We start from the raw sequence: 25,275 nt of genomic DNA, 5'->3' as shown, positions 1-25,275 counted from the left end.
CGCACCTCAGGGTGACGGCGATAGATTTGTATTCAGGGTAGGCTAACCAAGCTTCCGCTCGCGCGCGGCGATCAGCTCGCGGCGCGGGGCGCTGAAGCGGCAGGTCTCGTGCTGCGGCCGGAAGCCGAGCCGGCGGTAGATTTTCAGCGCGGGGGCGTTGCGGCTCGAGACGTTGAGCCAGCAGGGATGCTCAACCGAGACGTCGTGTGCGCTCAGCACGCGATAGACCAAGAGCTGGCCGAGCCCGCGTCCCTGCCGCGCCGGGTCGACGGCGACCGATTCGATCCACATCGAGTTCCGCTCTGGCTCGGTCAGGCAGAATCCCGACACCTGCCCATCCTCCGACGCGATCCAGACCTCGCTCTCGGTCAACACCTGCGCCATCTCCTCCGGTGAATACAGGCGGAACGCGGCGTCCGAGGCATAGGCGGCATTGTGGATCCGTGCGACCTCGGCCGCGCAAGCGGTCACGTCGGTCACCTGCTCGATGGTGGCGCGGGCTGCCGCGAGCGTGCGCGCCGGTTGCAACGGCTCGACGCACTTCATCCCGATCTCGGACTCGACATGAACAAAGCCGAAGGCGGTCACGAAGGCCATTCCTGCCGGCCAATCGCTGCTCACCAGCGTCTGCACGGTGAGATCGGGATCGGCGTCGATCGCAAGGATGTCGTCGATCAGCGCGAGGCCGATCCGGCGGCGACGCATCTCGGGCGCCACGACGATCTTGAGGAACCGGGAATGATGCGCGCCCTGGTCGCGCAACGAGGACTCGGCGAGGCCGACGAGCCGGCCATTCCGCTCGGCAATACGAAAGTCGCGCCCGCCACGGTTCTGCGGCAGCTTCAGGAACTGGTCCCATTGCGGCAGCGTGACAGGTCCCAGCCGCGGTTCCACCGCAGCTGCCTTTGCGTAAAGTGCGACCACCGCTTCCGCATCAGCCTCGCGAAGCGGTCGGATGGTGATGCCGTCATCCATGAGTCGAGAGCTTACCCGATATCGAGCCGATAGACATCCTTTGCCGTCTTCGAGAACAACGCTGTCTTCTCGGCTTCGCTATATTGTGAAGCAAGCCGTTTAAAGGTGTTAAAGATCACCTGGTAACTGCACTGCCCCTTATCAGGTGGGAAGTTGCTCTCGAACATGCAACGGCTTGGGCCGAAGGCCTCGATGCAGGTTTCCACATAGGGCCGCCAGGCGGCGGCGAGTTCCTCCGACGACGGCGGCCGGGGGCGGAGGTGGAAGTCGTAGCCGAGCAGGCACATTGCAAGCCCCCCAAGCTTGACCACGACATTCGGGCATGTGGCGATCTCCTGGATCGACGCCTTCCAGACCGGAAAGGTCTCGGCGCGCTTGCCGGCGAACCGGCCGGTGCCGACCGGGCCGCCGCAATGGTCGAGCACGATCCTTGTGTCGGGGAAGGCGCGGGCGAGGTCGGTGAGCTCGCCGATCTGCGGGTGGAACAGCCAGGCGTCGAAGCTGAGACCGAGCGGTGCCAGGCAGGCAAAGCCCTTGCGGAAGGTGGAATCGAGCAGAATTCCCTTCGGCCGGTTCGCATACATGTGGGCGACGTTGGGGTCCTCGTCCCAGGCCGAGGAGTGGCGGATGCCGCGGAACCGGCCGTTGCCGGCGGCGATCTCCGCCTCCAGCACCGCCTTGGCCTGGTCGCCGATCAGAAGATTAACGTGGCTGACGATGCCGGCGCAGATCGCGGCCTTGCCGTAGCCGCCGCTCGCCGCCATCGCCGCGACGCCGTTGGCGAACTCGACCTCGCCGACCGGGCGGAACGCCTCCGGGCCGTCGGCGCGATACATCGACCGGCAATCGACATAGACGGTGGCAACGATGTTGTGGCCGGAGGCGATGTCGTCGCGCATCTCCTCGATCAGATAGCGCAAGCCCCCGCGGTCCCAGAGATGGTGATGCGGATCGACAATCGGCCTGTCAGGATCGATGATCTCCTCGGCATATTGGGCGAGCCAGTCTTCGCGCGGATTGGCATAGAGCCCGCTGGCGGAGGCGGGCAGAGTGCTGGTGCTGGTGGCCATCGATTCGCTCCCGTTTGGTTTTGCTTCTTCTTGTAAGAGACCTCACACCCCGTCGAGGATGATCACCGTCGGCGTCGCGGGCAGGGTGTCGCGCGAAATTCGCAAGGTGCGCTCGCCGCCGCGGCGGTCGATCTCGAATTGCTGGCCGATCAGGCGCATGAACTCGTCGAGCGGGGTCGCGAAGCGGTGCATCGGCAACACGACGGCGGCACGCAGCCGCTTGGTGATCTCGGAGACGCCGTCGAGCGACATCGTATAGGTGCCGTCGATCGGCACCATCACGATGTCGAGTCGGCCGATCGCGGCGAAATGGCTGTCGTCGAGCTTGTGATGCAGATGGCCGAGATGGCCGATGCAGAGGCCGGCGACCTCGAAGATGAAGATCGAATTGCCGTCCTTTATCATCTCGCCACCAGAGTCCTCGCCCCAATAGCGGCGAATATCGGTGGTGACGTTGCGGATGTAGACGTCGCCGATCCGCATCGCATAATGCGCGGCCTCGCCCTTCTCGCCCCAGCCATGCAGCACGTGGGGAATCCTGGGGTCGGGGAACAGCGTGTAATGCGTCGCGTGGGCCCGGTTCATCGTCGCGACATCGGGCAGCCGCCCGGTCTGATAGACGCCGTTGTAGTCGGTCGCGATCCGGATACCGCCCGGCGTGTCGATGTAATAGGTCGAATGGCCGGCATAGGTGATCGCGACCTCGTCGGCCTTGGCCGCGACGCGCCGGTAGTTCACCGGAACGGCGCGCGGCGGGGCATTCGCCATCGCCAGGCATTCGCTGCGCTGGGCGTCCTGCGCGAAGGCGTGGCCGGTCAACGTTCCGAGCAGGACGAGTGCGGCGAGCAATCTCAGCATGACCTGTTCCGTCTGCGGCGGTATCCGCGGCCGCGAGACTATCGCGCAATTGGCGTGCCGTCATGATGAGACCGGCGCATCGCTCCATGGCGCTGGCTGCAACACGATCCGGGGGATTAATCCGGCAGGACGCGCTACCATGTCGACCAGATCTCAGCGATCAGGGAGTTATGCGTGACTGACACTGCCCCTTCGCCGCGCGCATCATCGACCAAGCGGCTCGAGCCATTGCGCCATGTCGACGCAGGCGTGCTCAACATCGCCTATTACGAGGCCGGCCCCGCCGACGGCCCGGCGGTGATGCTGATGCACGGCTTTCCCTACGACATCCACTCCTATGTCGACGTCGCCCCGCTGCTGGCGGCGCAGGGCTGCCGCGTCATCGTGCCCTATCTGCGCGGCTACGGGCCGACGGTGTTCCGCGACAAGGCGACGCCGCGCTCGGGCGAGCAGGCGGCGGTCGGCGCCGACATGATGGCGCTGATGGATGCGCTCGGCATCAAGCGCGCGGTGTTCGCCGGCTACGATTGGGGCGGCCGCGCTGCCTCGGTCGGTGCCGCGCTCTGGCCGGAACGATGCATCGGGCTCGTCTGCACCAATGGCTACATGATCCAGGACATTGCACATGCGATGGTGCCGGCGCGGCCGGATCACGAGGCGGCGCTCTGGTATCAGTATTACTTCCAGCTCGAGCGCGGGCGCGCCGGGCTTGCCGCCAACCGGCGCGGCATCGCGAAGCTATTGTGGTCGCAATGGTCGCCGAGCTGGGCGTTCGACGAGGCCTGCTTCGAGCGCAGCGCGATCGCGTTTGACAATTCCGGTTATGTCGACGTCGTGATCCACAGCTACCGGCATCGCTTCGGCCTCGCCGATGGCGATCCACAATATGCGGAGGTGCAGCGTCGGCTGGCCGCATTGCCGGTGATTGCGGTCCCGACGATCTCGCTCGACGGTGCCGACGACGGCGTGACGCCTGCGCGCGACGGCGGCGCCAGCGCGGCAAAATACACCGCCCGCCGGGCGCATCGCGTGATCCCGGGCGCCGGCCACAATCTGCCGCAGGAAGCGCCGGAGGCGTTCGCCGCGGCGGTGATGGAGCTGGTGAAAGGCTAGAGCGTTTTCGAGCGAAGTGGATACCGGTTCGCGTGAAGAAAACGCGTCAAACTAGAATCTACTGCGGTCTCACGCGCGCCGCGGGCTGATCTTCCAGGCGATGACGAGCGTCAACAGTGTCAGAATGCCGCTGACGAGCGCGGCCGACGGGATCGTCAGGACGAGCGCTGCGGTTGCCGCCCAGCCGATCGAGGAGAAGGCCTCCGCGAAGGTCGCGATGCGGGAGGAGGTCTGGCGCCGGCGGAACTGGCTGCGCTTGGCCTGCGCGCGGAACCAGAGTTGAATCCCGGCGGCCGATGCGGTCGCGATGACGATCGCGATCGCGGTGACCGCGGCTGCTGCGGCGAGGCAAATGCCAGCGCGGCCACCAGCGGCGCGAAGATGGCGGCGATCGCGATCAGCACGACCTCGACCTTGGCGCGGGTCACGCGCGACGGCGGCAGCGGCGCGGTCGCCACCAGATCGGGCGCGTCCTCGCCCGAGATGGTCAGCCAGGCAAGCCCGCCGGCGAGCTGGCCTGCGGCCATCACGATGACGGGCGTGATCAGCACGATCGCGGTCGAGGTGCCGGAGAAACTGCGCCACAGCATCAGCGCCGGCGGCACCAGATAGAGCATTTGCATCAGGGTCTGCGAGAGCAGCCACGGATCGCGGCGCAGCAGCAGAAACTCCTTGCGCCGCAGCGCCTGCTGGCGCGAGCCGGAGCGGAACGCGCGGGCGCGCCCCCGCGTCACCGCGGCCGGATTGGCGGCGACGCTCGCGACGGTGTCGGCAAACCGTGGTGCGAACACCGCCATCACGACGCCGAGCATCACCAACGCCAAGGCGAGCAGCAGCATCATGATGTCGAGATCGCCCAGCGATGCCCGCGCCGGCCACCACAGCAGGCTGTCGGGGGCGGGGGCAATTCGCGCCGCGGTATCCGAGGTCAGGAAGGCAAAGCGCGACAGCGTGCCGTAGGACAGCACCGCGACCACCTGCAGGGCGATGACGAAGCCCGCGCCGATCACGGCGGAGACGATCTGCGCCACCAGCCGGGTCCGGCTCGGCCCGATCAGGCGAAACAGGAAGGCGGTGACGGCGATCGCGGCAGCCGCCGCCGACAGCCCGATCGCAAGGACGACGCCGAAGCCGGCGAGCCAGCGCGGGCCGCCGAGATAGACCAGCACGTCGACGAATGGCGTCGACAGCAAGAGCGCCATGCTGCTCACCGTCAGCGCGATCGCGGCGATCCGGATCGAGAAGATGTTGGTCAGCTTCGCCGGCGACGACATGATCAAATCGAGATCGGCGCGGGCATAGAACACCCGCGTCACCGACTCGATCGCCTGCGACAGCATCAGCGCCCAGGACAGGAAGATCGTCGCGGTCAGCACGATCAGCGACGACGGGTCGAGCGGAAACCGCAGGTCGACATAGCGGGCGACCACCGCATAGGCCGGCAGATGCAGGATCGCCGCGAACAGCAGCAGGCCGATCACGGCGCGGTTGCGCCGGCGCCGGCCGCCGGTCATCATCGCCAGCCATTCGCGCCAGGCCAGGCGGAATTCGTGGCGGACGAACCAGGTGAGGTGGGCGGTCGAGCTCACGCCGCCGCCGCCTCGGTGTCGACCAGCGCGATGAACATGTCCTCGAGGGTCGTGTCATTGCGGCCGTTCTGCTCGCGCAGCTCGGCCAGCGTGCCCTCGGCGATCAGCCGGCCGGCCGCGATCACGCCGATGCGGTCGGCCATCCGTTCGGCGACTTCGAGAATATGGGTCGTCATGATCACGGTGCAGCCGGCGCGGACACGCTCCTGCAGCAGGCCCTTGACGTGACGCGCCGACAGCGCGTCGAGGCCTGTCAGCGGTTCGTCGAGAATGATCAGGCGGGGATCGTGCACCAGCGCGCCGGCGAGCGCCGCCTTCTGGCGCATCCCCTTGGAGAAGCCTTCGCAGCGCTGGTTGAGATGCGGCTCGAGCCCGAGCGAGGCCAGCAGATCGCGGGCCGACAGCTCCGACGTGCGGGGGTCGATGCCCCAGAGGCCGGCGACGAATTCGAGATATTCCAGCGGCGTCAGCTTGTCATAGATCATCGGCTCGTCGGACACCCAGGCTATGATCTGCTTGGCGGCGACCGGATCGGCCAGCGCATCGATGCCCAGGATCGACACCGAGCCGGCATCGGGCCGCAGCAGGCCCGCCACCATGCGCAAGGTCGTGGTTTTGCCGGCGCCGTTCGGCCCGAGCAGCGCGTAGAATTCGCCGACACGGATGGTGAGATCGAGCGCGTCGACCGCCGGGCGGTCAAAACGCTTGGTTAACCCTCGCACGGCGAGTGCCGACAGTTCGGATGTCATGGTGTGGTGGCGATCCGGGATTGCGCTCTTCGGTTGCGTGAGCTTGGACAAAAACCGTTTCGGTGCGGTGAATCACGCAGGACAAATCGAAGCGGATATCCGTATTAGTCCGTGCTGCGGCATTTATCCGCAAATGTGACGATGCTTACGGATCAAGGGTTTGTTGACAGGGATCGGGCCTTTTGGCTCAATCGGGGCGGACATAGGCAGCTTTCAGCGCTTCCGACACAAGGGCGCGAAGGCGGGATGCAACGAGCGATCGGAAAGAATCGCCGGGCATCGGGGAGGGAAGGATGCTGGACTTTGTTCAGCAGCTCGTCAGCGGCATCGCGCTCGGCTGCGTTTACGGCCTGATCGCGCTCGGATTCGTGCTGGTCTACAAGGCAACCGAGGTCGTCAATTTCGCGCAAGGCGATTTGATGATGCTGGGCGGCTTTTTCGCCTTCACCTTCATCGGCATGCTCGGGCTGAATTACTGGGTCGGATTCGCCGGCGCGGTGATCTGCATGGCGTTGTTCGGCATGCTGGCCGAGCGGGTCGTGGTGCGGCCGATCCTCGGCTATCCGCAATTCTCCATCATCATGGCGACGATCGGGCTCGGCTATTTCCTGCGCTCGATCTCCGGCATGATCTGGGGCACCGACGACTTCAAGATCGAAACCCCGTTCAGCCAGGGCGTCTTGAGAATCGGCAGCCTGGTGCTCGCCTATGACAAGCTGTCGGTGATCGCGGCAACCATCATCCTGTGCGCGCTGCTCTATCTGTTCTTCAACCGCACCACGCTCGGCACCGCGATGCGCGCCAGCTCCGAGAACATGCTGGCTGCCTATTACATGGGCATCCCGGTCAAGCGCGTGGTCTCGATCGTCTGGGCGATCTCGGCGGCGGTGGCGACCTGCGCCGGGGTGCTGCTGGCGCCGATCACCTTCATCCATTCCAATGTCGGCTTGGTGCTGGGGCTGAAGGCGTTTCCGGCCGCGGTGCTCGGCGGCTTCGGCTCGATCCCCGGTGCGGTGGTCGGCGGCGTCCTGATCGGCGTGATCGAGAGCATGGCCGGCTTCTATTTGCCGCAGGGATGGAAGGACGTCGCGCCCTACATCGTGCTGCTCGCGGTGCTGCTGCTCAAGCCCGAAGGCCTGTTCGGCCATCACGTCCGCAAGAAGGTTTGAGGAGTGACATTATGCGGTTTCTCTTCAAGACCAATTATGAAGACGACATCAGGCTGTTCCCGCATTCGGGCTATGTCTATTCCTACGGCCTGTTGCTGGCGGTGCTGCTGATCGCGCCTTACGTGCTCTCAAGCTACCTGATGAGTCAGCTCGTCTTCGTCTGCATCTATGCAACCGTCGGCGTCGGGCTCTTGATCCTGACCGGCTTCACCGGACAGGCCTCGCTCGGCCACGCCGCGTTTCTCGCGATCGGCGCCTACACCGCGGCCTATCTGCAGCAATTCAACGTGCCGTTTCCGGTCTATTTCCTGGCGGCGGGGCTGTTGACCGGCGTGGTCGGCGCGCTGGTCGGATTTCCGGCGCTGCGGCTGCAGGGCATTTATCTGGTGATCGCGACGATCTCGTTTGCCTTCATCGTCGAGGAAATCCTGGCGCGCTGGGAAAGCGTGACCCATGGCAATGAGGGCATGCGGGTCAAGGCCATACAGTTGTTCGGCACCACGATGTCGCGCGACGGCCCGACTTTCTATTATCTCTGCCTCGCGGTGCTGGTGCTGACCATCGTCGGCACGCTCAACCTGTTGCGCTCGCCGACCGGGCGCGCCTTTGTCGCGATCCGCGACAGCGAGACCGCGGCGCGCAGCATGGGCATCAATGTCGCGCTCTACAAGGTGAAGTCGTTCGCGATCTCGGCGGCGATCACAGGCTTCGCCGGCGTGCTGTTCGCCCACAAGCTCTCCTTCATCTCGCCCGAGATGTTCACGCTGCAGCTGTCGATCGAGTTCATCATCGTGATCCTGATCGGCGGCACGTTCAGCCTGCATGGCGCGGTGCTGGGCGCGATCTTCCTGGTCATGATCGATCCGTTCCTGACCTATCTGAAGGACGATATGCCCGGCGTGATCGCAGGCGTCGCCGCAACCCTTGGTGCCGGCACGGAGCGCGCCGGACATATCCAGGACGCGGTCGCAGCCTTTGCCTCCGCCAACGGGCTGAAGGGCGCGATCTACGGCGTCATCATCGTGGTGTTCGTGCTGTTCGAGCCGTTGGGGCTCTATGGCCGCTGGCTCAAGATCAAGCTCTTCTTCCAGCTGTTCCCGCTCTACAAGCGCGCGACCTTCAAGCGGCAGAAGATCTACGTGAAATCGGAGCGGAACAGATGAGCTATTTCCGCGCCGAGAACCTGTCGCTGCATTTCGGCGGCCTCAAGGCGGTCGATGCCGTCAGCTTCGCGGTCGAGAAGGGCGAGATCCTGTCGATCATCGGGCCCAATGGCGCCGGCAAAAGCTCGATCTTCAACCTGATCTCGCGAATCTATCCGCCGACCTCGGGCAGGATCTTCTTCGAGGATCAGGACATCACCCAGGAGCCGGCCTACGATATCGCGAGGCTCGGCATCGCCCGTACCTTCCAGAACATCGAGCTGTTCGAGAATGCGACCGTGCTGAGCAATCTCCTGGTCGGACGCCATCGCCATTCCACCACCCAGCTCTGGCAGGAGCTGCTGTTCCTGCCGAGTGTCCGCGCCGGCGAGAAGGCGCATCGCCGCCGGGTCGAGCAGGTGATCGAATTCCTCGATCTCGAGCCCTATCGCGACAAGCTGATCTCGGGCCTGCCTTACGGCGTGCGCAAGGTGATCGAGCTGGCGCGGGCGCTGTGCTCCGAGCCGAAGCTGATCCTGCTCGACGAACCGTCGTCCGGCCTCAATGTCGAGGAGACCGACGACATGTCGTTCTGGATCCGCGACATGAAGAGCGAGCTCGGCATCACGGTCTTGATGGTCGAGCACGACATGACGCTGGTCAACCGGGTCTCCGACCGCGTGATTGCGCTGAACTACGGCCGCGTGCTGGCGATGGGCTCGCCGTCGGAGGTGCAGCATCATCCCGACGTCGTCGCAGCGTATCTCGGCGCATGAGGATGATGCCATGAGCACATCAGACATCATCCTGAAACTCTCCAATATCGAGAGCTATTACGGGCCGATCATGGCGATTCGCGGCATCAGCCTCGTGGTGCCGCGCGGCCGGATTGTCACGCTGCTCGGCGCCAACGGCGCCGGCAAGACCACGGTGCTGAAGACGATCTCCGGCATCCTCGACCCGCAGAAGGGCTCGATCGAATTCCTGGGCAAGCCGATCCAGCGCATGGAGGCCGACCGGATCGTGCGGCTCGGCCTCAGCCATGTGCCGGAGGGGCGGGAGGTGTTTCCGTTCCTGTCGGTGCGCGAAAACCTGATGATGGGCGCCTATCTGCGCAAGGACCGCGACGGTGTGGCGCAGGACCTCGAGCGCGTCTACGGCTATTTTCCACGGCTGAGGGAGCGACTCGGCCAGCCGGCCGGGCAGCTTTCGGGCGGTGAGCAGCAGATGCTCGCGATCGGGCGGGCGCTGATGAACCGGCCGACGCTGCTGCTGCTCGATGAGCCGTCGCTTGGGCTGTCGCCGATCCTGGTGAAGGAGATCTTCACCATCATCCGCCGCGTCAATGAGGAGCAGGGCATGTCGATCCTGCTGGTCGAGCAGAATGCGAAGATCGCGCTGGAGACCGCGCATTACGGCTATGTGCTGGAGATCGGGCGTGTGGTCATGAACGACACCTGCGAGCGGCTGATGAATTCGCCCGATATCCAGGAGTTCTATCTCGGCGCCAAGGAAGCGGGTGCGCGGGGCGAGCGGCGCTGGAAAAAGAAGAAGACGTGGCGTTGAAGATCGGCGTTGAGGAAAGCTGGCGCTGAGGAAGGTTTGGCGTTGGGAACGAGTTGGAGCTAGATTTCAGGCCTGTTTCGCGAACAAGACCGGCACGAAAGCCCGGCACGTGAGACAGGCGGCAGAGGAGGGAGCGCGCATGGCAGGACCAGCGGTTCTGACGGTTGCCGACACGATCGCGAGGAGCTTTCTGCTCGCGGTACAGACGCGTGGCGACAGGCCCGCGATCCGCGAGAAGAAGTTCGGCATCTGGCAGCCGACCAGCTGGCGCGAATGGCTGCAGATCTCCAGCGATATCGCCTTTGGCCTACATGCGACCGGCTTCCGCCCCGGCGATGTCGCCTCGATCATCGCCAACGCGGTGCCGGAATGGGTCTATGCCGACATCGGCATTCTGTGCGCCGGCGGCGTCTCCTCCGGTATCTACCCGACCGATTCGGCGGCGCAGGTCGAATATCTCGTCAATGATTCCCGCACGCGGGTCATGTTCGTCGAGGACGAGGAGCAGCTCGACAAGGTGCTGACCTGCCGGTCGCGCTGTCCGACGCTGGAAAAGGTCGTGGTGTTCGATATGGAGGGCCTGAGCGGCTTCTCCGATCCGATGGTGCTGTCGCTTGCCGAGTTCACGGCGCTCGGCCGCAATCATGCGCAGGGCAATGACGCCTTGTGGGACGAGATGACCGGCAGCCGCACCGCCTCCGATCTCGCGATCCTGGTCTACACCTCGGGCACCACAGGCCCGCCCAAGGGCGCGATGCATTCCAACCGCAGCGTGACGCACCAGATGCGCCATGCCAACGATCTCTACCCCTCGACCGACAGCGAGGAGCGGCTGGTTTTCCTGCCGCTCTGCCACGTCGCCGAGCGGGTCGGCGGCTATTACCTCTCGCTCGCGCTCGGTTCGGTGATGAATTTTGCCGAGAGCCCAGAGACGGTGCCGGACAATCTGCGCGAGGTGCAGCCGACCGCGTTCCTCGCCGTGCCCCGGATCTGGGAGAAGTTCTATTCCGGCATCACCATCGCGCTGAAGGATGCGACCCCGTTCCAGAACTGGATGTATGCCCGGGCGCTTGCGATCGGCAACCGGATGACCGAGTGCCGGCTTGAGGGCGAGACGCCGCCGCTGTCGCTGCGGCTCGCCAACCGCGCGGCCTACTGGCTGGTGTTCCGCAACATCCGCCGCATGCTCGGGCTCGACCGCTGCCGGATCGCGCTGACCGGCGCGGCGCCGATCTCGCCGGATCTGATTCGCTGGTATCTCGCGCTCGGCATCGACATGCGCGAGGTCTACGGCCAGACCGAGAATTGCGGCGTCGCGACCATGATGCCGGCGGAGCGCATCAAGCTCGGCTCGGTCGGCAAGGCCGCGCCCTGGGGCGAGGTGATGATCTGCCCGAAGGGCGAGATCCTGATCAAGGGCGACTTCCTGTTCATGGGCTATCTCAACCAGCCGGAGAAGACCGCCGAGACGATCGACGCAAAAGGCTGGCTGCACACCGGCGATGTCGGCGCGATCGACAATGAAGGCTATGTCAAGATCACCGACCGGATGAAGGACATCATCATCACCTCCGGCGGCAAGAACATCACGCCGTCCGAGATCGAGAACCAGCTCAAATTCTCGCCCTACGTCTCGGACGCGGTCGTGATCGGCGACAAGCGGCCGTATCTCACCTGCCTGATCATGATCGATCAGGAGAATGTCGAGAAATACGCCCAGGACCAGGACATCCCCTTCACCAATTACGCGAGCCTGTGCCGTGCCCGCGAGATCCAGGACCTGATCCAGCGCGAGGTCGAGGCGGTGAATACGAAATTCGCCCGCGTCGAGACCATCAAGAAATTCTACCTGATCGAGCGACAGCTCACACCCGAGGATGAGGAGCTGACGCCGACCATGAAGCTGAAGCGCAGTTTTGTGAACAAGCGCTATGCGACCGAGATCGACGCCATGTATGGCGCGCGGGCGGTGGCATAGAGCATGATCCGCCGCGACAAACGCGCGGCGTTTGCGCGGAGATCATGCCTAAGGAGAGATGCGACGACGGACTTGGCGAAGGAGCGAGCAGGCCCGACCCTTCGCTCAACATGGGCCACTGAAGGAGGAGACTGCAATGTCGAAATCGCTGAAGGCGCTGGGCCTTGCGGTGAGCGCGCTGGCGCTGACCTGTCTGCCGGCCGCGGCCCAGACCAAGGTCACCAATGAAGGCATCTTGCCGACCGAGATCGTGATCGGAACGCATCAGGACCTGTCCGGCCCGATCAAGGTCTGGGGTGTTCCGGTGTCCAACGGCATGAAGATGGCGGTGGAGGAGATTAATGCCAGCGGCGGCATCAACGGCCGCAAGATCAAGATGATCCTGGAAGACAACGGCTACGACCCGAAGAAGGCCGTGCTGGCCTCGCAGAAGATGGTCGAGCGCGACAAGGTGTTCGCGATGATCGGCCCGATGGGCTCGCCGACCGTGCTCGCCGCGCAGGACATCCTGTTCGATGCCGGCGTGCTGCAGCTGTTCCCGCTGACCGCCGCCGAATTCACCTTCAAGTTCGATCCCGCCAAGCCGCAGGAGCGGCTGAAGTTCAGCAACCTCTTGCCCTATGTCGAGAGCACGCGCGCCGCGCTCAAATACATGATGGACTGGAAGAACTTCAAGAAGCCCTGCATCATGCATCAGGACGACGAGTACGGCAAAAACGTGCTCGACGGCTTCACCCAGCAACTCGGCGCGATGAAGGTGCAGCCGGCCTCGGTGACGAGCTACAAGCGCGGCGCCTCCGACTTCTCGGCGCAGGTCGCCAAGATGAAGTCCGACGGCTGTGACCTCGTCGTGCTCGGCACCGTGATCCGCGAGACCATCGGCGCGATGAACGAGGCGAAGAAGCTCGGCTGGGACGTGACCTTCCTCGGTGCTACCCCGACCAACGTGCTCGAAGTGCCGGCGCTCGGCAAGGAGGCCGTGGAGGGACTCTACGCGGCGTCAGGCTTCGAGATTCCCTATGAGGACACGGCCAAGGGCAAGGTGAAGGATTGGCTGCTCAACTACAAGAAGATGTTCAACTCCGACGCCAACACCCAGGCGATCATCGGCTATAACGCGGTGATGACTTTCGCCTTCTACGCGCAGAAGGCCGGCAAGGATCTCACCGGCCAGAAGATGCTGGACGCGCTGGAGTCAGGCGACAAGTTCCTCGACATCTTCAGCTCGCCGCCGACCAAGTTCTCCAAGACCGATCATCTCGCCAACACCATCACGCAGGTCCAGCAGGTCAAGGGCGGCCGCTGGGTGCTGGTGAAGGACAATTTGATGTTCTGAGCGGTCCGGAACTCCGTCATTGCGAGCCACCCGGTCGGCGCGAAGCGCCGCCGGATGATAAGCTCCACGAAGCAATCCATACCTCCCGAGAGGAGATGTGGATTGCTTCGTCGCTTCGTGCCTCGCAATGACGGAAACGAGTTTCGATCGCCCGGTTCAATCCATCCGCGGCGTCGGCCGCCATGCGGCCTCGGCGACGAGCGGCGCATCGACATATCGGCTGACGCCATGCTGGTCGATCACGAAGGTCGGCCGAAAACTCCTGATGTCGCTGTCCTCAATCATCGCCATGCGGCGGTTGTCGAGCGTCAGCCAGCGGCCGTCGAGCCGCGCCGCGACCACGGCATGGTCCTCGCCGCCGATGAGGTCATGCATGACGACGATCCGCAGATCCTCCGGCGCGACGCCGGCGATGCGCAGGGCCACGAACTTCGCGATCGCATAGTCCTCGCAATCGCCGCTGCCGCGGGCAAAGGTGGCGAGCGGCGTCGCCCAGACATCGGGCTCGCCATAAGTCGCAAGATCGTTGCCCGGGCGGATCGCGAGGTTGATCGCGCGGTTGATCGCACCGAGCCGGGCGCGGCCGTCGTGCGCCCGTCCGGCATCGACGATCGCGAGGAAACGCAGCGCCTCCGGCGATGCACAACCGGTGCGGTCGCCTTCGCAGATGGCGAGCTGCACCAGTTCGTCGGCGAGCTGGCGCTGCACGCCGCGCCATTTGTCATGCAGGCCGCCCGCGGCCAGCAGGCCGGTCGCCAGGCCAAACGGCTCGGTCGAGGTTCTGAACAGCGTTGCCGGGCCTGGCGAAAGCAGAGTGGCGGCATTGAGCCCGGCGACCGGCGCGGCCAGCGCCAAGCCGACGCCGAGCATGACGGCGCGCAGCGCAAATGAGCGAAGCGAGAATCCCATGTGACACCCCCTGTCCGCTCTTCGGCGGGTGGATGTTGCACCGCGCACGCGACCGGATCGTTTCATGCCGTCCAGCATGGCAAGCGATCCGTTCGAATCGATTTAAGATGTGGGGAAACCGGACAAGAGGCTGAAGGGCGCGTGGGCCCGGTCCCGAAAACTTTACCGGTTTGTGAAACGAATCGGCGAACCTTTATCCACCGTCTTCCGTCTCATGCTTGCCTCCTGGTTAACCGGCCGGTCCGCGCGCGGGACTGCTGTGATTTGTAAGCTAACTCACAGCTTTGGCCGGGAATTTGGAGTCAAATGCCCTCTCGGGGCTGCGGGGAAATAGAGGCAAGTACAGAAATGCCGGTCAATACCACGAATACGTGGTCAAATACGTATCTTGGCTGCAATCCCACCTTATGGTACCGTCTCACAAATCAGAACTACACTACTCATACAAGAATGAGCCAAGTCACACCCGCTCAAACGGCGCGATCGAAGCACCCTGCGCAAGCACAGGACAGTTTCGTCGAGCTTTATCCGATGATATGCAGGCAAAATCATTCGGATATTCTTGAGTCATTAACCTTCGTGGTGCGGTGATCCGCAGTGAACTTTGTTGAGAAATTCGACGGCCTTTTGCCGAACGCGGATGCTTATGCCCGTGGGTCGGTCCACGTCGACAGCGTTTCCACGCACGCGCCGCGCGGCGCGATCACCGTCGACGACGGGCAATTGCTGTTCACCGGCGACTTCAAGCGGACCGGGCTCGACCTCGTCATCGCGAAGGATGATCGGGAACTCGTCCTCCACGACTACTTCAAGGGCGAGAAGCGCGCGGCGCTGGCGTCACCCGATGGCGCACATCTCACCGGCGACCTCGTCAACGCGCTCACCGGCTACACCCAGTATGCCCAGGCCGGCGGCGCGGCCGAACCGGCCAAGGTCATCGGCCATGTCACCAAGCTGACGGGCAGCGCCACCGCCGTCCGTAACGGCGTCGCGGTCGTCCTGAACCAGGGCGACAACGTCAACAAGGGTGACGTGGTGCAGTCCGGCAGCGACTCGACGCCGGGCATCACCTTCATCGACGGCACCGTGTTCGGTCTCGGACCGAACGCCAAGATGGTGCTGAACGAGATGATCTACGACCCGAACGGGTCGAGCAATTCGTCGCTGATGAGCCTCGTCTCGGGCACGATCTCGTTCGTTGCCGGCGCGACCGCCAAGCACGGCGACATGAAGGTCGATACGCCGGTCGCGACCATGGGCATCCGCGGCACCGCGGTGCTGGTCGAGATCGATTTCGACGTGCAGGGCTCGGGTGGCGTGCCGCCGGCCAAATTCCAGGTGCTGGTCGAGCCTGACGGGACCACCGGCTCCTACATCCTGTTCGACAAGACGACGCTCAATCCGATCGCAACCGTCGATCAGGCCGGCACCCAGACCATCGTCAACGGCCAGGGCAGCGTCAGCTTCGTCTCGTCGGCGCAGCTGTCCGCCGACGCGCAGCGGCTGATCTCGGACGTGTTCGCGCTGAAGTTCACCGACAACAACAATCCCAATACCAAGCTCAAACAATCCCAATACCAAGCTCACGACGAACTTCACCGACAGCGTCGTTCCGGTCACGACCACCCTCAAGCTTGCCGGCGGCGACGTGACCTTGCCGATAAGCTTTCTGCTGGCCTTGACCGGCCATGCCGGACCAGAAGCCCCCTCCAGCAAGACCGACCACGCACCCGGGGCGCCGGCGGTCGTGACACAGAATGCGGAATTCGCCGAGCAGGCCGGGCAGACCCATAGCGGACTACTCGACACGGCGACGGGCCGGATCGCATGGGTGGACGTCAATCTCGGCGACAAGCCGAGTGCGATCGTCAGCTTTACCTCGTCCAGCTATCGGGACGCAGAGGGTAACGACGTGACATCGTCGCTGACGGCGGCACAGCTTGCGGCCATCCATGCTGTCGAGATCCCGCTGCAGCTCGTGCACGATCCGCTGAACAACAATATCGGTTCGGCGACCTGGACCTACAACATCGCCGACGGCGCCTTCGACTTCCTGGCCGCCGGCGAAACGCTGACGCTGACCTATACCGCGCGCGTGGACAACAACTACGCTCCGAGCAACGAGACCGCGTTCAGGACATTCACCGTCACGATCACCGGCACCAACGACACGCCGGTGGTGACGTCCTCGGCGCAGTTCGGCTCGATCACCGAGCTTGCGGCGACGACGAACTCCGCCGTGCCGGATGCGGTGCACGGCACGTTGACGTTCACCGATACGGATCTGACCGATACGCATTCGGTCACCATCACCGGCGTCACCGAGGCCGGCGTCACCACCGGACTTGCCAACCATGCCACCGTGCTGAGCTGGCTGTCGCTGGGCTCGCTGACCGATTCGACCGATGGCGTGACGGGATCGCGCGCCTGGACGTTCTCGGCCGCCGACAGGAGTTTCGACTATCTCGCCGCAGGTGAGACGCTGACGCTGACCTACACGGTCCAGATCGACGACCATCAGGGCGGCGTCGTCACGCTCCCGGTCACGATCACGATCGTCGGCACCGACGACACGCCGGTGATCACGTCGCCGACCCAGGCGGCAGCGATCACCGAACATGTCGGGACGACCGGCTCGGTGATATCCGATACCGCGTCCGGGACGGTGACCTTTACCGACGTCGATCTCAGCGACACCCACACTGTCACCGTGGCCGGCGTCACCGGAACGGGCGTCACCGCGGGCCTTCCCAGTCAGGCGACGATGCTGAGCTGGCTGTCGCTCGGCACACTGGCGGATTCGACCGGCGGCGTGACCGGATCGAGCCATTGGACCTTCTCGGCGGCCGACAAGAGTTTCGACTATCTCGCCGCCGGCGAGAAGCTGACGCTGACCTACCTGATCGAGGTTGATGACCATCATGGCGGGGTCGTCAGCCAGCCCGTGACGATCACGGTCACCGGCACCAACGACACGCCGACGTTTGCGTCGGCGCCGGGGACAGCCGCGATTCCCGAACAGCCGGACGAGACGGGTTCATCCAAGCCGGACGGCGCAACGGGCGCGGTGACGTTCGCGGACGTCGATCTCAGCGACATCCACACCGTGTCCATCACCGGCGTCGCGGAATCCGGGACCACCACCGGTCTCCCCGAGGACGAGTCCACCGTCCTGAACTGGCTCTCGCTGGGGACGCTGACCGACTCGACCGGCGGGGTCACCGGATCCCAGTCCTGGAACTTCTCGGCCGCCGATCGGAATTTCGACTATCTCGCCGTAGGCGAGACACTGACACTGACCTATACGGTCGAGATCAACGACCATCATGGCGGGGTCATCAGCCAGCCGGTGACGATCACGGTCACCGGCAGCAACGATACGCCAATCGTCACCTCGGGGGCGCAGGCGGCGACCATCCCCGAACTGCCCGACACCACGGATTCATTGAAACCGGACGGCGCGACGGGCACCGTGACGTTCACCGACGCAGACCTCAGCGACACTCACGGCGTGACGATCATCGGCGTGGCCGAAGCCGGCTCGACCACGGGCCTCCCCGAGGACGAGTCCACCATCCTGAACTGGTTGTCGCTGGGCACGCTGACGGATACGACCGGCGGCACCACGGGGTCGTCGACCTGGACCTTCTCGGCCGCGGACCAGAATTTCGACTATCTCGCCGCCGGTGAGACGCTGACGCTGACCTACACGATCCAGATCGACGACCATCATGGCGGCGTCATCACCGAGCCGGCGACGATCACGATCAACGGCGCCAACGACGCGCCGACGCTCGCCGACGTCAACGCCGGCACGCTGACCGATACCGCCGCCGACGACACTTTCAGCGCGCTCACCGGCGCACTCCACGGCCACGATGTCGATCACGGCGAGACCGCGACGCTGACCTATGCCGCGCTCAACTCGGACCACGTTGCGGTCAACTCACCGATCGCGGGCCTCTACGGCTCGCTCACGGTCAATGCGGACGGCACCTACAGCTATGTTCCGGACGCCGCCGCGATCAACGCGCTGGCCAAGGGGAACTATACCGACACATTCACCGTCGAGACGATCGATGCACATAACGCTGTCGGGACGGCGACGCTGACGATCGACGTCGTCGGCGCCAACGACGCGCCTGTGATCCACGCCGACAACGTCAGCATCACCGAAAATCGCGACGGAACCGAGACGATCTCCGGCCTGACGGTGACCGATGCCGATGCGACATCGGACGAAATCTTCACCGTGGCGGCCACGCCGACGGCCGGTTCGGGCAGCAGCGTCACGCCTCCATCGCAGGAGGGGCTCCTCTCCGGCATCAACACCGCGCTCGGGACGCCGGGCCTCATCTACAACCCCGGCCAGACGCCACCGGCGACCGACAAGATCGCGCTCGCCGTGACCGACGGCCATGGCGCGACCGACACGGTCAACCTGATCTTCAACCTCCAGCAGGATCCGCCCCAGCCGGTGACGCTGACCGGCACCAGCGACAAGGACGTGTTTTTCGGATCGGGCTATCAGGACAAGTTCGTGTTTGACCAGAATTTCAACCACGACACGATCGTGAACTTCACGCCCGGCCTCGACCAGATCGACCTTTCGGCGATTTTGTCGACCGGCGGTATCGATCCCGATACCTGGATCAGCGAGCACGTCACGCAATCGCCGACCAACGCCGCGGATACCCTGATCACGGTCGACAGCGCCGACACCATCACGCTTCGCAACGTCACGCCCGCGCAGCTCAGCCACAACGACTTCCTGCTTCACGTGACCTGACGGACGTGCGGCCTTGCCGCCATTGGCGGTGCCGCCTGGCCGGGCCGTTTGTGCACCGCGGGTGCTTGTTCGATTGGAACAATGCTCCGCGCGTGATATCCAGAGGGCATGAGACGGCTGAAGGCGATACGACGGTGGTTCGGACGGCGCTTCGGTTATGCGCGGCTGGTCTGCGTGGTGCTTTTGATCGGTATCGCGGCGCTGCGGGTGATGGACCCGGCTCCGGTGCAGGAGCTGCGGGTCAGGACCTTCGATACCTTCCAGTTGATCGAGCCCCGCAAGAAGACCGCGCGTCCCGTCACCATCGTCGACATCGACGAGAAGAGCCTCGCCGATCCCCGGCTCGGGCAGTGGCCCTGGCCGCGGACGCGGATCGCCGAGATCGTCACCAATCTCACCAGGCTCGGCGCCGTCGTGATCGCATTCGACGCGGTGTTCGCCGAGCCGGACCGTCTCAACCCTGACATCGCAGCCGATACGTTCGGCAATCTCGATGAGGAGATGCGCGCCAGGCTCAGGCAGCTGCCGAGCAATGACAGCATCCTCGCCGAGGCCATCAGGAACTCGCGCGTCGTGCTCGGCGAGTCCGGCGGTCCCAATGTGCGCGCCGATCTCAACGAGAAGCTCCCGGTCACCGGCCTTGCGATGCTCGGCGAGGCGCCGCAGCCCTTCATGTTCGAGTTCGTCGGCCTGCTGCGCAACGTGCCGGTGCTCGAGGAGGCCGCCGCCGGCCGCGGCCTGTTCACGATCAGGCCGGAACGCGACGGCATCGTGCGGCGCGTGCCGATGATCATGGTCGCCCAGGGTATCACCATGCCGTCGCTCACCTTCGAGATGCTGCGGGTGGCGAGCGGCGCGGGCACCATCCTGATCAAGACCGACCAGGCCGGCATCAAGAGCCTCGGCGTCAAGGGCTTCACGATCCCGACCGATCTCAACGGCCAGCTCTGGATCCGCTACGCGCGCCGCGATCCCTCGATCTATGTCCCGGCCATCGACGTGCTGGAGGGGCGTGTCGCGCCGGAGAAGATCGCCGGCAAGCTTATCCTGATCGGCACCTCCTCGATCGGGCTGAACGACATCAAGACGACGCCGGTCACGCCCGCAATGCCCGGTGTTGAGATTCACGCCCAGGTGCTGGAGAGCGCGCTGACCGGCGACGTTGTTGCGCAGCCCAATTACGGCATAGGCATCGAATTCTTCGCCGCGCTAATCATGGGGCTGCTGGTGATCGCCTTCGCGCCGAAGTTCGGCCCGGTGACGCTGGTCGTTGTCGGCGGGATGTTTGCCTCGGTGCTGATCGGCACGTCCTGGTATTTCTATTCCCAGCATCGGCTCCTGATCGACTTCACCTATCCGCTGATGTCGACCACGGCGATCTACCTGACGCTGATCTTCTCCGCTTTCGTGCGCGAGCTGCAGCAGCGTCGGCAGATCAGGTCGCAGTTCGTGCAGTACATGTCGCCTGCGCTGGTCGAGCAGCTAGCTAACGCGCCGGAACGGCTCGTGCTCGGCGGCGAGGAGCGCGAGATGACCATCATGTTCTCGGACATGCGCGGTTTCACCTCGATCTCGGAAACCTACAAGAGCGATCCGCAGGGCCTCACGCAGCTGATGAATCGCTTTCTCACACCGCTCACCAACGCGATTCTCGCCCGCAAGGGCTATATCGACAAATACATGGGCGACGCCATCATGGCATTCTGGAACGCGCCGCTCGACGACAAGCAGCACCACCTCAATGCCTGCGACGCCGCGCTCGACATGCTGCAGCGCGTCGACGAACTTAACCAGGAACGCGAGCTGGAAGCGCAGGAGGGCGGCCACGTCTATGTGCCGCTCAACATCGGCGTCGGTCTCAACACCGGCAGCTGCGTGGTCGGTAACATGGGTTCTGATCTCAAATTCAACTATTCGGTGTTGGGCGACAGCGTCAATCTGGCCGCGCGCCTGGAGGGGCAGTCCAAGGAGTACGGCTTCCCGATCATCGTGGGATCGAAGACCGCGCTCGAGGTGAAGGAGAAGTTCGCGATCCTCGAGCTCGACTTCATCATGGTCAAGGGCAAGAAGGAGCCCGAGGTGATCTATGCGATCGCCGGCCGCGAGGACGTTGCGCAATCGGGCCGCTTCCAGCGGCTGCGCAACCTGACCATCGAGATGCTCGCCTGCTACCGCGGCCGCGATTGGGACGGCGCGCTGGCCGCGATCGAGCGCGGCCGCAAGACCGACGAGGCGCAGACGCTGCAATACTTGTATCGCCTCTATGAGGCGCGGATCCGCGCCTTCCAGAAAGAGCCGCCGCCGCAGGATTGGGACGGCGCATTTGCGTTGACGACGAAATAGGCGCCAAAAATTCGGTGTCGTCCCGGCGAAGGCCGGGACCCATAACCCCAACTGTCAAATGTTGAGAGGCGCTGGGGCCACAGCCTTATCACGTGCAACGGTGGTTATGGGTCCCGGCTTTCGCCGGGACGACGACGGAGAGGTTCGTGCAACGGCAACCGAGGCTTACTCCAGCCCGATCTGTGTCAGATCCTGGAACCAGTGCTGCGCCTGCACGAATGTCTTCACCTTCGGCGACAGCGCGTGCGGATTGGTATCGTGCACCACCCATACCAGCGCGGCATCGTCGACGATCAGCGCGTGCGCCTGCGCCAGCAGCGCGTCCTGCTTGGCAGGATCGAAGGTCTGCTTGGCCTCGTCGATCAGCGCGTCGACCTTCGGGTTCTTGTAACCGCCCCAGTTGACGCCGACCGGAGCGACCTGGCCGGAATGGAAGAACCGCACGATGGCGTACAGCGGGTCCGACGTCACATAGGCGATGTTGTTGGCCGTGATGCCGGCGTTCATCTCGTCGGCCGCGCCCTTGCGCCAGTGCGTATAGAGCGTCTCGAGCTCCACCACCTTGAAGTCGACATCGATGCCGATCTCCTTGAAGCTTTGCTGCAGGAACTCGTTCATCGGCAGCGACAGCATCTGCCCGGTGCCGCCCTGGGCGATGATGAAGGTCGTCTTCAGCGGCTTGTCCTTGGAATAGCCGGCTTCCTCCACCAGCTTCTTCGCGGCCGCGAGGTCGTATTTCAGTTCGAAGGTCGGCTTGCCGAACCACGGGCTCGACGGGTCGACCTGGCCCTTGGCGGGCTTTGCCAGCCCGTTCATCAGGGCAACGACCGCGTCGCGGTCGATCGCGAGGTTGAGCGCCTTGCGCAGGCGGATGTCGGTCCAGGGCGAACCGGGCAGCACGCTCAGATGATAATTCCAGACGTGCGGCGTCACGTTGTCGACGATCTTCATGCCGGCGGCCTTGAGCTGCGGCACGGCGTCGGGCGCCGGCGTTTCGATCAGGTCGACCTGGCCCGCCAGCAACGCGTTGGTGCGCGTCAATGCCTCCGGCATCGGGATCAGGATCATCTTGTCGACCTTCGCAAGCCGCTTCTTGTCCCAATAGTCCGGGTTCCTGGTCAGCTCGGCGAGTTCGCGCGGCACGAGTTTCGTCAGCTTGAATGGGCCGGTGCCGGAGGGCTGGCTGGCGAACTTGTCCCAGTCTCTGCCGAGCTTCTCATATTGCGCGGGGCTCGAGACCAGGAACCAGAGCATCTGGTAGGGGAAGAAGGAGTCGACCGTCTTGGTCGTGATCTCGATGGTCGAGTCGTCGATCTTGGCGTAGCTCGCGACCGAGGGCAGGCGGGTCTTGACCTGCGCACTCTGCCGCTTGTCGAATTGCGGTGCCTTGTCGTTCAGCACCTTGTCGAGATTCCAGATCACGGCGTCGGCGTTGAAGTCGCTGCCGTCGTGGAATTTCACGCCTTTGCGCAGCGTGAAGCGCCACTTGGTCTTGTCGGTGTCGTCGACCTTCCATTCGGTCGCGAGTCCCGGCACCAGCTTGCCCGGCCGGTCGGCGACATCCATCTCCCAGGCCACCAGCGGATCGTAGATCGTGTAGGCCGTGAATTGATAGGCGCCGGCGCCGCGATCGGGCTGGCCGGTCGTCAGCGGAATGTCGGCCATCGAAATGCCGTAGCGCACAATGGACTCCGCTCGCGCAGACAAGGCAGGCCTGCCCGCGGTCAGGGCAAGCGCCATTGCTGCCATCAGGATCGAATTGCGCGCACGCATATAAAGGCTCCATTGGTGGGAAGTCGGAACCAAATCTTGCAAGCGTGATGCCAGAATAGGCACTATTGCCCCGTCTTAGTCTAAGGTGGGAAGAAATGACGCGCCCAGCGGTTATTTGCTGAAGAACTATTCCCCTTGGCACAGGCATTGCATACGCTTGCCCAAGAAATAATCACCAAAACGTCACCGGACTCGAAGGGGTTGCTCAGATGCGTAACGGGAAGACCAATGCGACAGCGATCATGCTGGCGCTCGCGATTGCTGCCGGTGTGCCGGCGATCGCCCGTGCCGAGACCGTGCTGCGTATTGGCATGACGGCTGCCGATATTCCGCGCACCCTCGGGCAGCCGGACCAGGGGTTTGAGGGCAATCGCTTCACTGGGCTCACGATGTATGACGCGCTGACGATGTGGGACCTGTCGTCGTCGGACAAGGCGAGCGCGATGATTCCGGGCCTCGCCACCGAATGGAAGGTCGACGATTCCGACAAGACCAGGTGGGTGTTCAAGCTGCGTCCCGGCGTCGCCTTTCACGATGGTTCGCCGTTCAACACCGATGCCGTGGTCTGGAATGTCGACAAGGTCCTGAAGCAGGACGCGCCGCAATATGATGCGAGCCAGGTCGGCGTCACCGCCTCGCGGATGCCGACGCTGGTCTCCGCGCGCAAGATCGACGACATGACGGTGGAATTGACCACCAAGGAGCCGGACAGCTTCCTGCCGATCAATCTCACCAATCTGTTCATGGCGAGCCCGACCAAATGGCAGCAATTCTACGACAAGGCCGAAGGCGCCGATGCCAAGGCGAAGTCGCAGGCCGCATGGGCCGCGTTCGCCAAGGACGCTTCGGGCACCGGCCCCTGGAAGATGTCGAGCTTCACCCCGCGTGAGCGGCTCGAACTGGTGAAGAACGACAACTACTGGGACAAGGCCCGCGTGCCGAAGACGGACAAGATGGTGCTGCTGCCGATGCCGGAGGCCAATGCCCGCACCGCGGCGCTGCTGTCGGGGCAGGTCAACTGGATCGAGGCGCCGGCGCCGGACGCGCTGCCCGAGATCAAGCAGCGTGGCTTCACTCTCTATTCCAACGAGGAGCCGCATGTCTGGCCGTGGCAGTTCTCCCGCGTCGAGGGCTCGCCCTGGAACGACATCCGCGTCCGCAAGGCCGCCAATCTCTGCATCGATCGCGAAGGGCTGCGTGACGGCCTGCTCGCGGGCCTGATGGTGCCGGCGACCGGTACCTTCGAGCCCGGCCATCCGTGGCGCGGCAATCCGACCTTCCAGATCAAATACGACAAGCCGGCTGCGCAGAAGTTGATGCAGGAGGCGGGTTTTGGGCCGAACAAGAAGCTGACGGTCAAGATCCAGACCTCGGCATCGGGCTCGGGCCAGATGCTGCCGCTGCCGATGAACGAATATCTGCAACAGGCCTTGGCCGAGTGCTACTTCGATGTGCAGCTCGACGTCATCGAGTGGAATACGCTGTTCACCAACTGGCGGCGCGGCGCCAAGGATCCGTCTGCCAACGGCTCGAATGCGACCAACGTCACCTATGCGGCGATGGATCCGTTCTTCGCGCTGGTGCGCTTCCTGCAATCGGGCATGGCGCCGCCGGTCTCGAACAATTGGGGCTTCAACAACAACCCGAAGTTCGACGAACTGGTGAAGAAGGCCCGCCAGACCTTCGACCCGGCCGCCCGCGACGCAGCGCTCGCCGAGCTGCATGCCGCTTCGGTCGACGATGCGGCGTTCCTCTACGTCGCGCACGACGTCGCGCCGCGCGCGATGAGCCCGAAGATCAAGGGCTTTGTGCAGCCGAAGAGCTGGTTCGTCGACTTCTCGCCGGTCTCGATCGCGCCGTGAGGACCTAGCCGCGTAATCGGTGCACCCTCTCCCCTTGTGGGAGAGGGTGGCTTC

The 25,275-nt window shown here is 64.2% G+C and carries 17 protein-coding genes and 1 pseudogene; 11 read left to right on the top strand and 7 right to left on the bottom strand.

The genetic code is table 11. The features are described 5' to 3' along the window. Nucleotides 1–42: 42 nt before the first annotated feature. From HAP54_RS07075 to HAP54_RS07065, 3 genes are read right to left on the bottom strand one after another with little or no spacing between them, the layout of a single operon-like run. Nucleotides 43–975 carry a GNAT family N-acetyltransferase gene (locus tag HAP54_RS07075; RefSeq protein ID WP_166299216.1) on the bottom strand — a complete coding sequence of 311 codons (933 nt, stop codon included), beginning with the start codon at nucleotides 973–975 and terminating at the stop codon, nucleotides 43–45. Nucleotides 976–986: 11 nt separating this feature from the next. Beyond that, on the bottom strand, nucleotides 987–2,045 hold the full coding sequence (locus tag HAP54_RS07070) for an amidohydrolase family protein (RefSeq protein WP_166299215.1): 1,059 nt from the start codon (nucleotides 2,043–2,045) through the stop codon (nucleotides 987–989). 42 nt (nucleotides 2,046–2,087) lie between these two features. Then, nucleotides 2,088–2,903, bottom strand: coding sequence for an MBL fold metallo-hydrolase (locus HAP54_RS07065; RefSeq protein ID WP_166299214.1), 816 nt, complete (start codon nucleotides 2,901–2,903; stop codon nucleotides 2,088–2,090). A 174-nt stretch (nucleotides 2,904–3,077) separates the two neighbouring features. Here HAP54_RS07065 and HAP54_RS07060 point away from each other — a divergent pair, with 174 nt between their 5' ends. Beyond that, a complete protein-coding gene (locus HAP54_RS07060) occupies nucleotides 3,078–4,016 on the top strand; it encodes an alpha/beta fold hydrolase (RefSeq protein WP_224741350.1) in 939 nt (312 codons plus the stop codon). A 69-nt stretch (nucleotides 4,017–4,085) separates the two neighbouring features. Here HAP54_RS07060 and HAP54_RS07055 read toward each other — a convergent pair. After that, nucleotides 4,086–5,605, bottom strand: a pseudogene (locus tag HAP54_RS07055) (permease). Continuing rightward, on the bottom strand, nucleotides 5,602–6,354 hold the full coding sequence (locus tag HAP54_RS07050; RefSeq protein ID WP_166307534.1) for an ABC transporter ATP-binding protein: 753 nt from the start codon (nucleotides 6,352–6,354) through the stop codon (nucleotides 5,602–5,604). The pseudogene HAP54_RS07055 and the gene HAP54_RS07050 overlap by 4 nt, the downstream one beginning before the upstream one ends. 293 nt (nucleotides 6,355–6,647) lie before the next feature. On the opposite strand from HAP54_RS07050, the gene HAP54_RS07045 reads away from it, so the two are divergent. The 6 genes from HAP54_RS07045 (at nucleotide 6,648) to HAP54_RS07020 (ending at nucleotide 13,545) form a co-directional block, all read left to right on the top strand. Beyond that, a complete protein-coding gene (locus tag HAP54_RS07045) occupies nucleotides 6,648–7,523 on the top strand; it encodes a branched-chain amino acid ABC transporter permease (protein WP_166299213.1) in 876 nt (291 codons plus the stop codon). 11 nt (nucleotides 7,524–7,534) lie between these two features. After that, nucleotides 7,535–8,686: a branched-chain amino acid ABC transporter permease gene (locus tag HAP54_RS07040; RefSeq protein ID WP_166299212.1), complete on the top strand. Its 1,152-nt coding sequence runs from the start codon at nucleotides 7,535–7,537 to the stop codon at nucleotides 8,684–8,686. Further along, nucleotides 8,683–9,441, top strand: a complete 759-nt coding sequence (locus tag HAP54_RS07035; protein WP_029077993.1) for an ABC transporter ATP-binding protein — start codon at nucleotides 8,683–8,685, stop codon at nucleotides 9,439–9,441. Before HAP54_RS07040 ends, HAP54_RS07035 begins: the two co-directional genes overlap by 4 nt. A gap of 10 nt (nucleotides 9,442–9,451) precedes the next feature. Continuing rightward, nucleotides 9,452–10,231, top strand: a complete 780-nt coding sequence (locus HAP54_RS07030; protein ID WP_166299211.1) for an ABC transporter ATP-binding protein — start codon at nucleotides 9,452–9,454, stop codon at nucleotides 10,229–10,231. A 139-nt stretch (nucleotides 10,232–10,370) separates the two neighbouring features. Beyond that, entirely contained in the window at nucleotides 10,371–12,209 is a 1,839-nt protein-coding gene (locus HAP54_RS07025; RefSeq protein ID WP_166299210.1) for an AMP-dependent synthetase/ligase, read from the top strand. 136 nt (nucleotides 12,210–12,345) lie between these two features. Then, the gene (locus tag HAP54_RS07020) at nucleotides 12,346–13,545 is read left to right on the top strand and encodes an ABC transporter substrate-binding protein (RefSeq protein ID WP_166299209.1); all 1,200 of its coding nucleotides are present in this window, start codon (nucleotides 12,346–12,348) and stop codon (nucleotides 13,543–13,545) included. Between the two features lie 156 nt (nucleotides 13,546–13,701). Here the strand turns inward: HAP54_RS07020 and HAP54_RS07015 are convergent, their stop codons facing one another. Next, nucleotides 13,702–14,454: a transglutaminase-like cysteine peptidase gene (locus HAP54_RS07015; protein ID WP_166299208.1), complete on the bottom strand. Its 753-nt coding sequence runs from the start codon at nucleotides 14,452–14,454 to the stop codon at nucleotides 13,702–13,704. 627 nt (nucleotides 14,455–15,081) lie between these two features. Here HAP54_RS07015 and HAP54_RS07010 point away from each other — a divergent pair. The 3 genes from HAP54_RS07010 (at nucleotide 15,082) to HAP54_RS07000 (ending at nucleotide 21,586) form a co-directional block, all read left to right on the top strand. After that, nucleotides 15,082–16,248 carry a FecR family protein gene (locus HAP54_RS07010; RefSeq protein ID WP_248114260.1) on the top strand — a complete coding sequence of 389 codons (1,167 nt, stop codon included), beginning with the start codon at nucleotides 15,082–15,084 and terminating at the stop codon, nucleotides 16,246–16,248. Further along, nucleotides 16,202–19,243, top strand: a complete 3,042-nt coding sequence (locus tag HAP54_RS07005) for a VCBS domain-containing protein (RefSeq protein WP_339156869.1) — start codon at nucleotides 16,202–16,204, stop codon at nucleotides 19,241–19,243. Before HAP54_RS07010 ends, HAP54_RS07005 begins: the two co-directional genes overlap by 47 nt. A 108-nt stretch (nucleotides 19,244–19,351) precedes the next feature. Further along, nucleotides 19,352–21,586 carry a CHASE2 domain-containing protein gene (locus tag HAP54_RS07000; RefSeq protein ID WP_166299207.1) on the top strand — a complete coding sequence of 745 codons (2,235 nt, stop codon included), beginning with the start codon at nucleotides 19,352–19,354 and terminating at the stop codon, nucleotides 21,584–21,586. 165 nt (nucleotides 21,587–21,751) lie between these two features. Here HAP54_RS07000 and HAP54_RS06995 read toward each other — a convergent pair whose 3' ends face one another. Beyond that, the gene (locus HAP54_RS06995; RefSeq protein WP_166299206.1) at nucleotides 21,752–23,359 is read right to left on the bottom strand and encodes an ABC transporter substrate-binding protein; all 1,608 of its coding nucleotides are present in this window, start codon (nucleotides 23,357–23,359) and stop codon (nucleotides 21,752–21,754) included. A gap of 209 nt (nucleotides 23,360–23,568) precedes the next feature. Here HAP54_RS06995 and HAP54_RS06990 point away from each other — a divergent pair, with 209 nt between their 5' ends. After that, nucleotides 23,569–25,221 (top strand): ABC transporter substrate-binding protein, encoded by a 1,653-nt coding sequence (locus tag HAP54_RS06990; RefSeq protein WP_166299205.1) that lies wholly within the window; start codon nucleotides 23,569–23,571, stop codon nucleotides 25,219–25,221. Nucleotides 25,222–25,275: the final 54 nt, after the last annotated feature.

The organism is Bradyrhizobium sp. 2S1, from assembly GCF_011516625.5.
Taxonomy (GTDB): domain Bacteria; phylum Pseudomonadota; class Alphaproteobacteria; order Rhizobiales; family Xanthobacteraceae; genus Bradyrhizobium; species Bradyrhizobium septentrionale.
This window is presented reverse-complemented; position numbering and strand designations above follow the sequence as displayed.

What these genes read in the sequence shown, in the direction of transcription:
- HAP54_RS07075 (WP_166299216.1), bottom strand. Translation starts at nt 975, where the DNA reads ATGGATGACGGCATCACCATCCGACCGCTTCGCGAGGCTGATGCGGAA.
- HAP54_RS07070 (WP_166299215.1), bottom strand. Translation starts at nt 2,045, where the DNA reads ATGGCCACCAGCACCAGCACTCTGCCCGCCTCCGCCAGCGGGCTCTAT.
- HAP54_RS07065 (WP_166299214.1), bottom strand. Translation starts at nt 2,903, where the DNA reads ATGCTGAGATTGCTCGCCGCACTCGTCCTGCTCGGAACGTTGACCGGC.
- HAP54_RS07050 (WP_166307534.1), bottom strand. Translation starts at nt 6,354, where the DNA reads ATGACATCCGAACTGTCGGCACTCGCCGTGCGAGGGTTAACCAAGCGT.
- HAP54_RS07045 (WP_166299213.1), top strand. Translation starts at nt 6,648, where the DNA reads ATGCTGGACTTTGTTCAGCAGCTCGTCAGCGGCATCGCGCTCGGCTGC.
- HAP54_RS07040 (WP_166299212.1), top strand. Translation starts at nt 7,535, where the DNA reads ATGCGGTTTCTCTTCAAGACCAATTATGAAGACGACATCAGGCTGTTC.
- HAP54_RS07035 (WP_029077993.1), top strand. Translation starts at nt 8,683, where the DNA reads ATGAGCTATTTCCGCGCCGAGAACCTGTCGCTGCATTTCGGCGGCCTC.
- HAP54_RS07030 (WP_166299211.1), top strand. Translation starts at nt 9,452, where the DNA reads ATGAGCACATCAGACATCATCCTGAAACTCTCCAATATCGAGAGCTAT.
- HAP54_RS07025 (WP_166299210.1), top strand. Translation starts at nt 10,371, where the DNA reads ATGGCAGGACCAGCGGTTCTGACGGTTGCCGACACGATCGCGAGGAGC.
- HAP54_RS07020 (WP_166299209.1), top strand. Translation starts at nt 12,346, where the DNA reads ATGTCGAAATCGCTGAAGGCGCTGGGCCTTGCGGTGAGCGCGCTGGCG.
- HAP54_RS07015 (WP_166299208.1), bottom strand. Translation starts at nt 14,454, where the DNA reads ATGGGATTCTCGCTTCGCTCATTTGCGCTGCGCGCCGTCATGCTCGGC.
- HAP54_RS07000 (WP_166299207.1), top strand. Translation starts at nt 19,352, where the DNA reads ATGAGACGGCTGAAGGCGATACGACGGTGGTTCGGACGGCGCTTCGGT.
- HAP54_RS06995 (WP_166299206.1), bottom strand. Translation starts at nt 23,359, where the DNA reads ATGCGTGCGCGCAATTCGATCCTGATGGCAGCAATGGCGCTTGCCCTG.
- HAP54_RS06990 (WP_166299205.1), top strand. Translation starts at nt 23,569, where the DNA reads ATGCGTAACGGGAAGACCAATGCGACAGCGATCATGCTGGCGCTCGCG.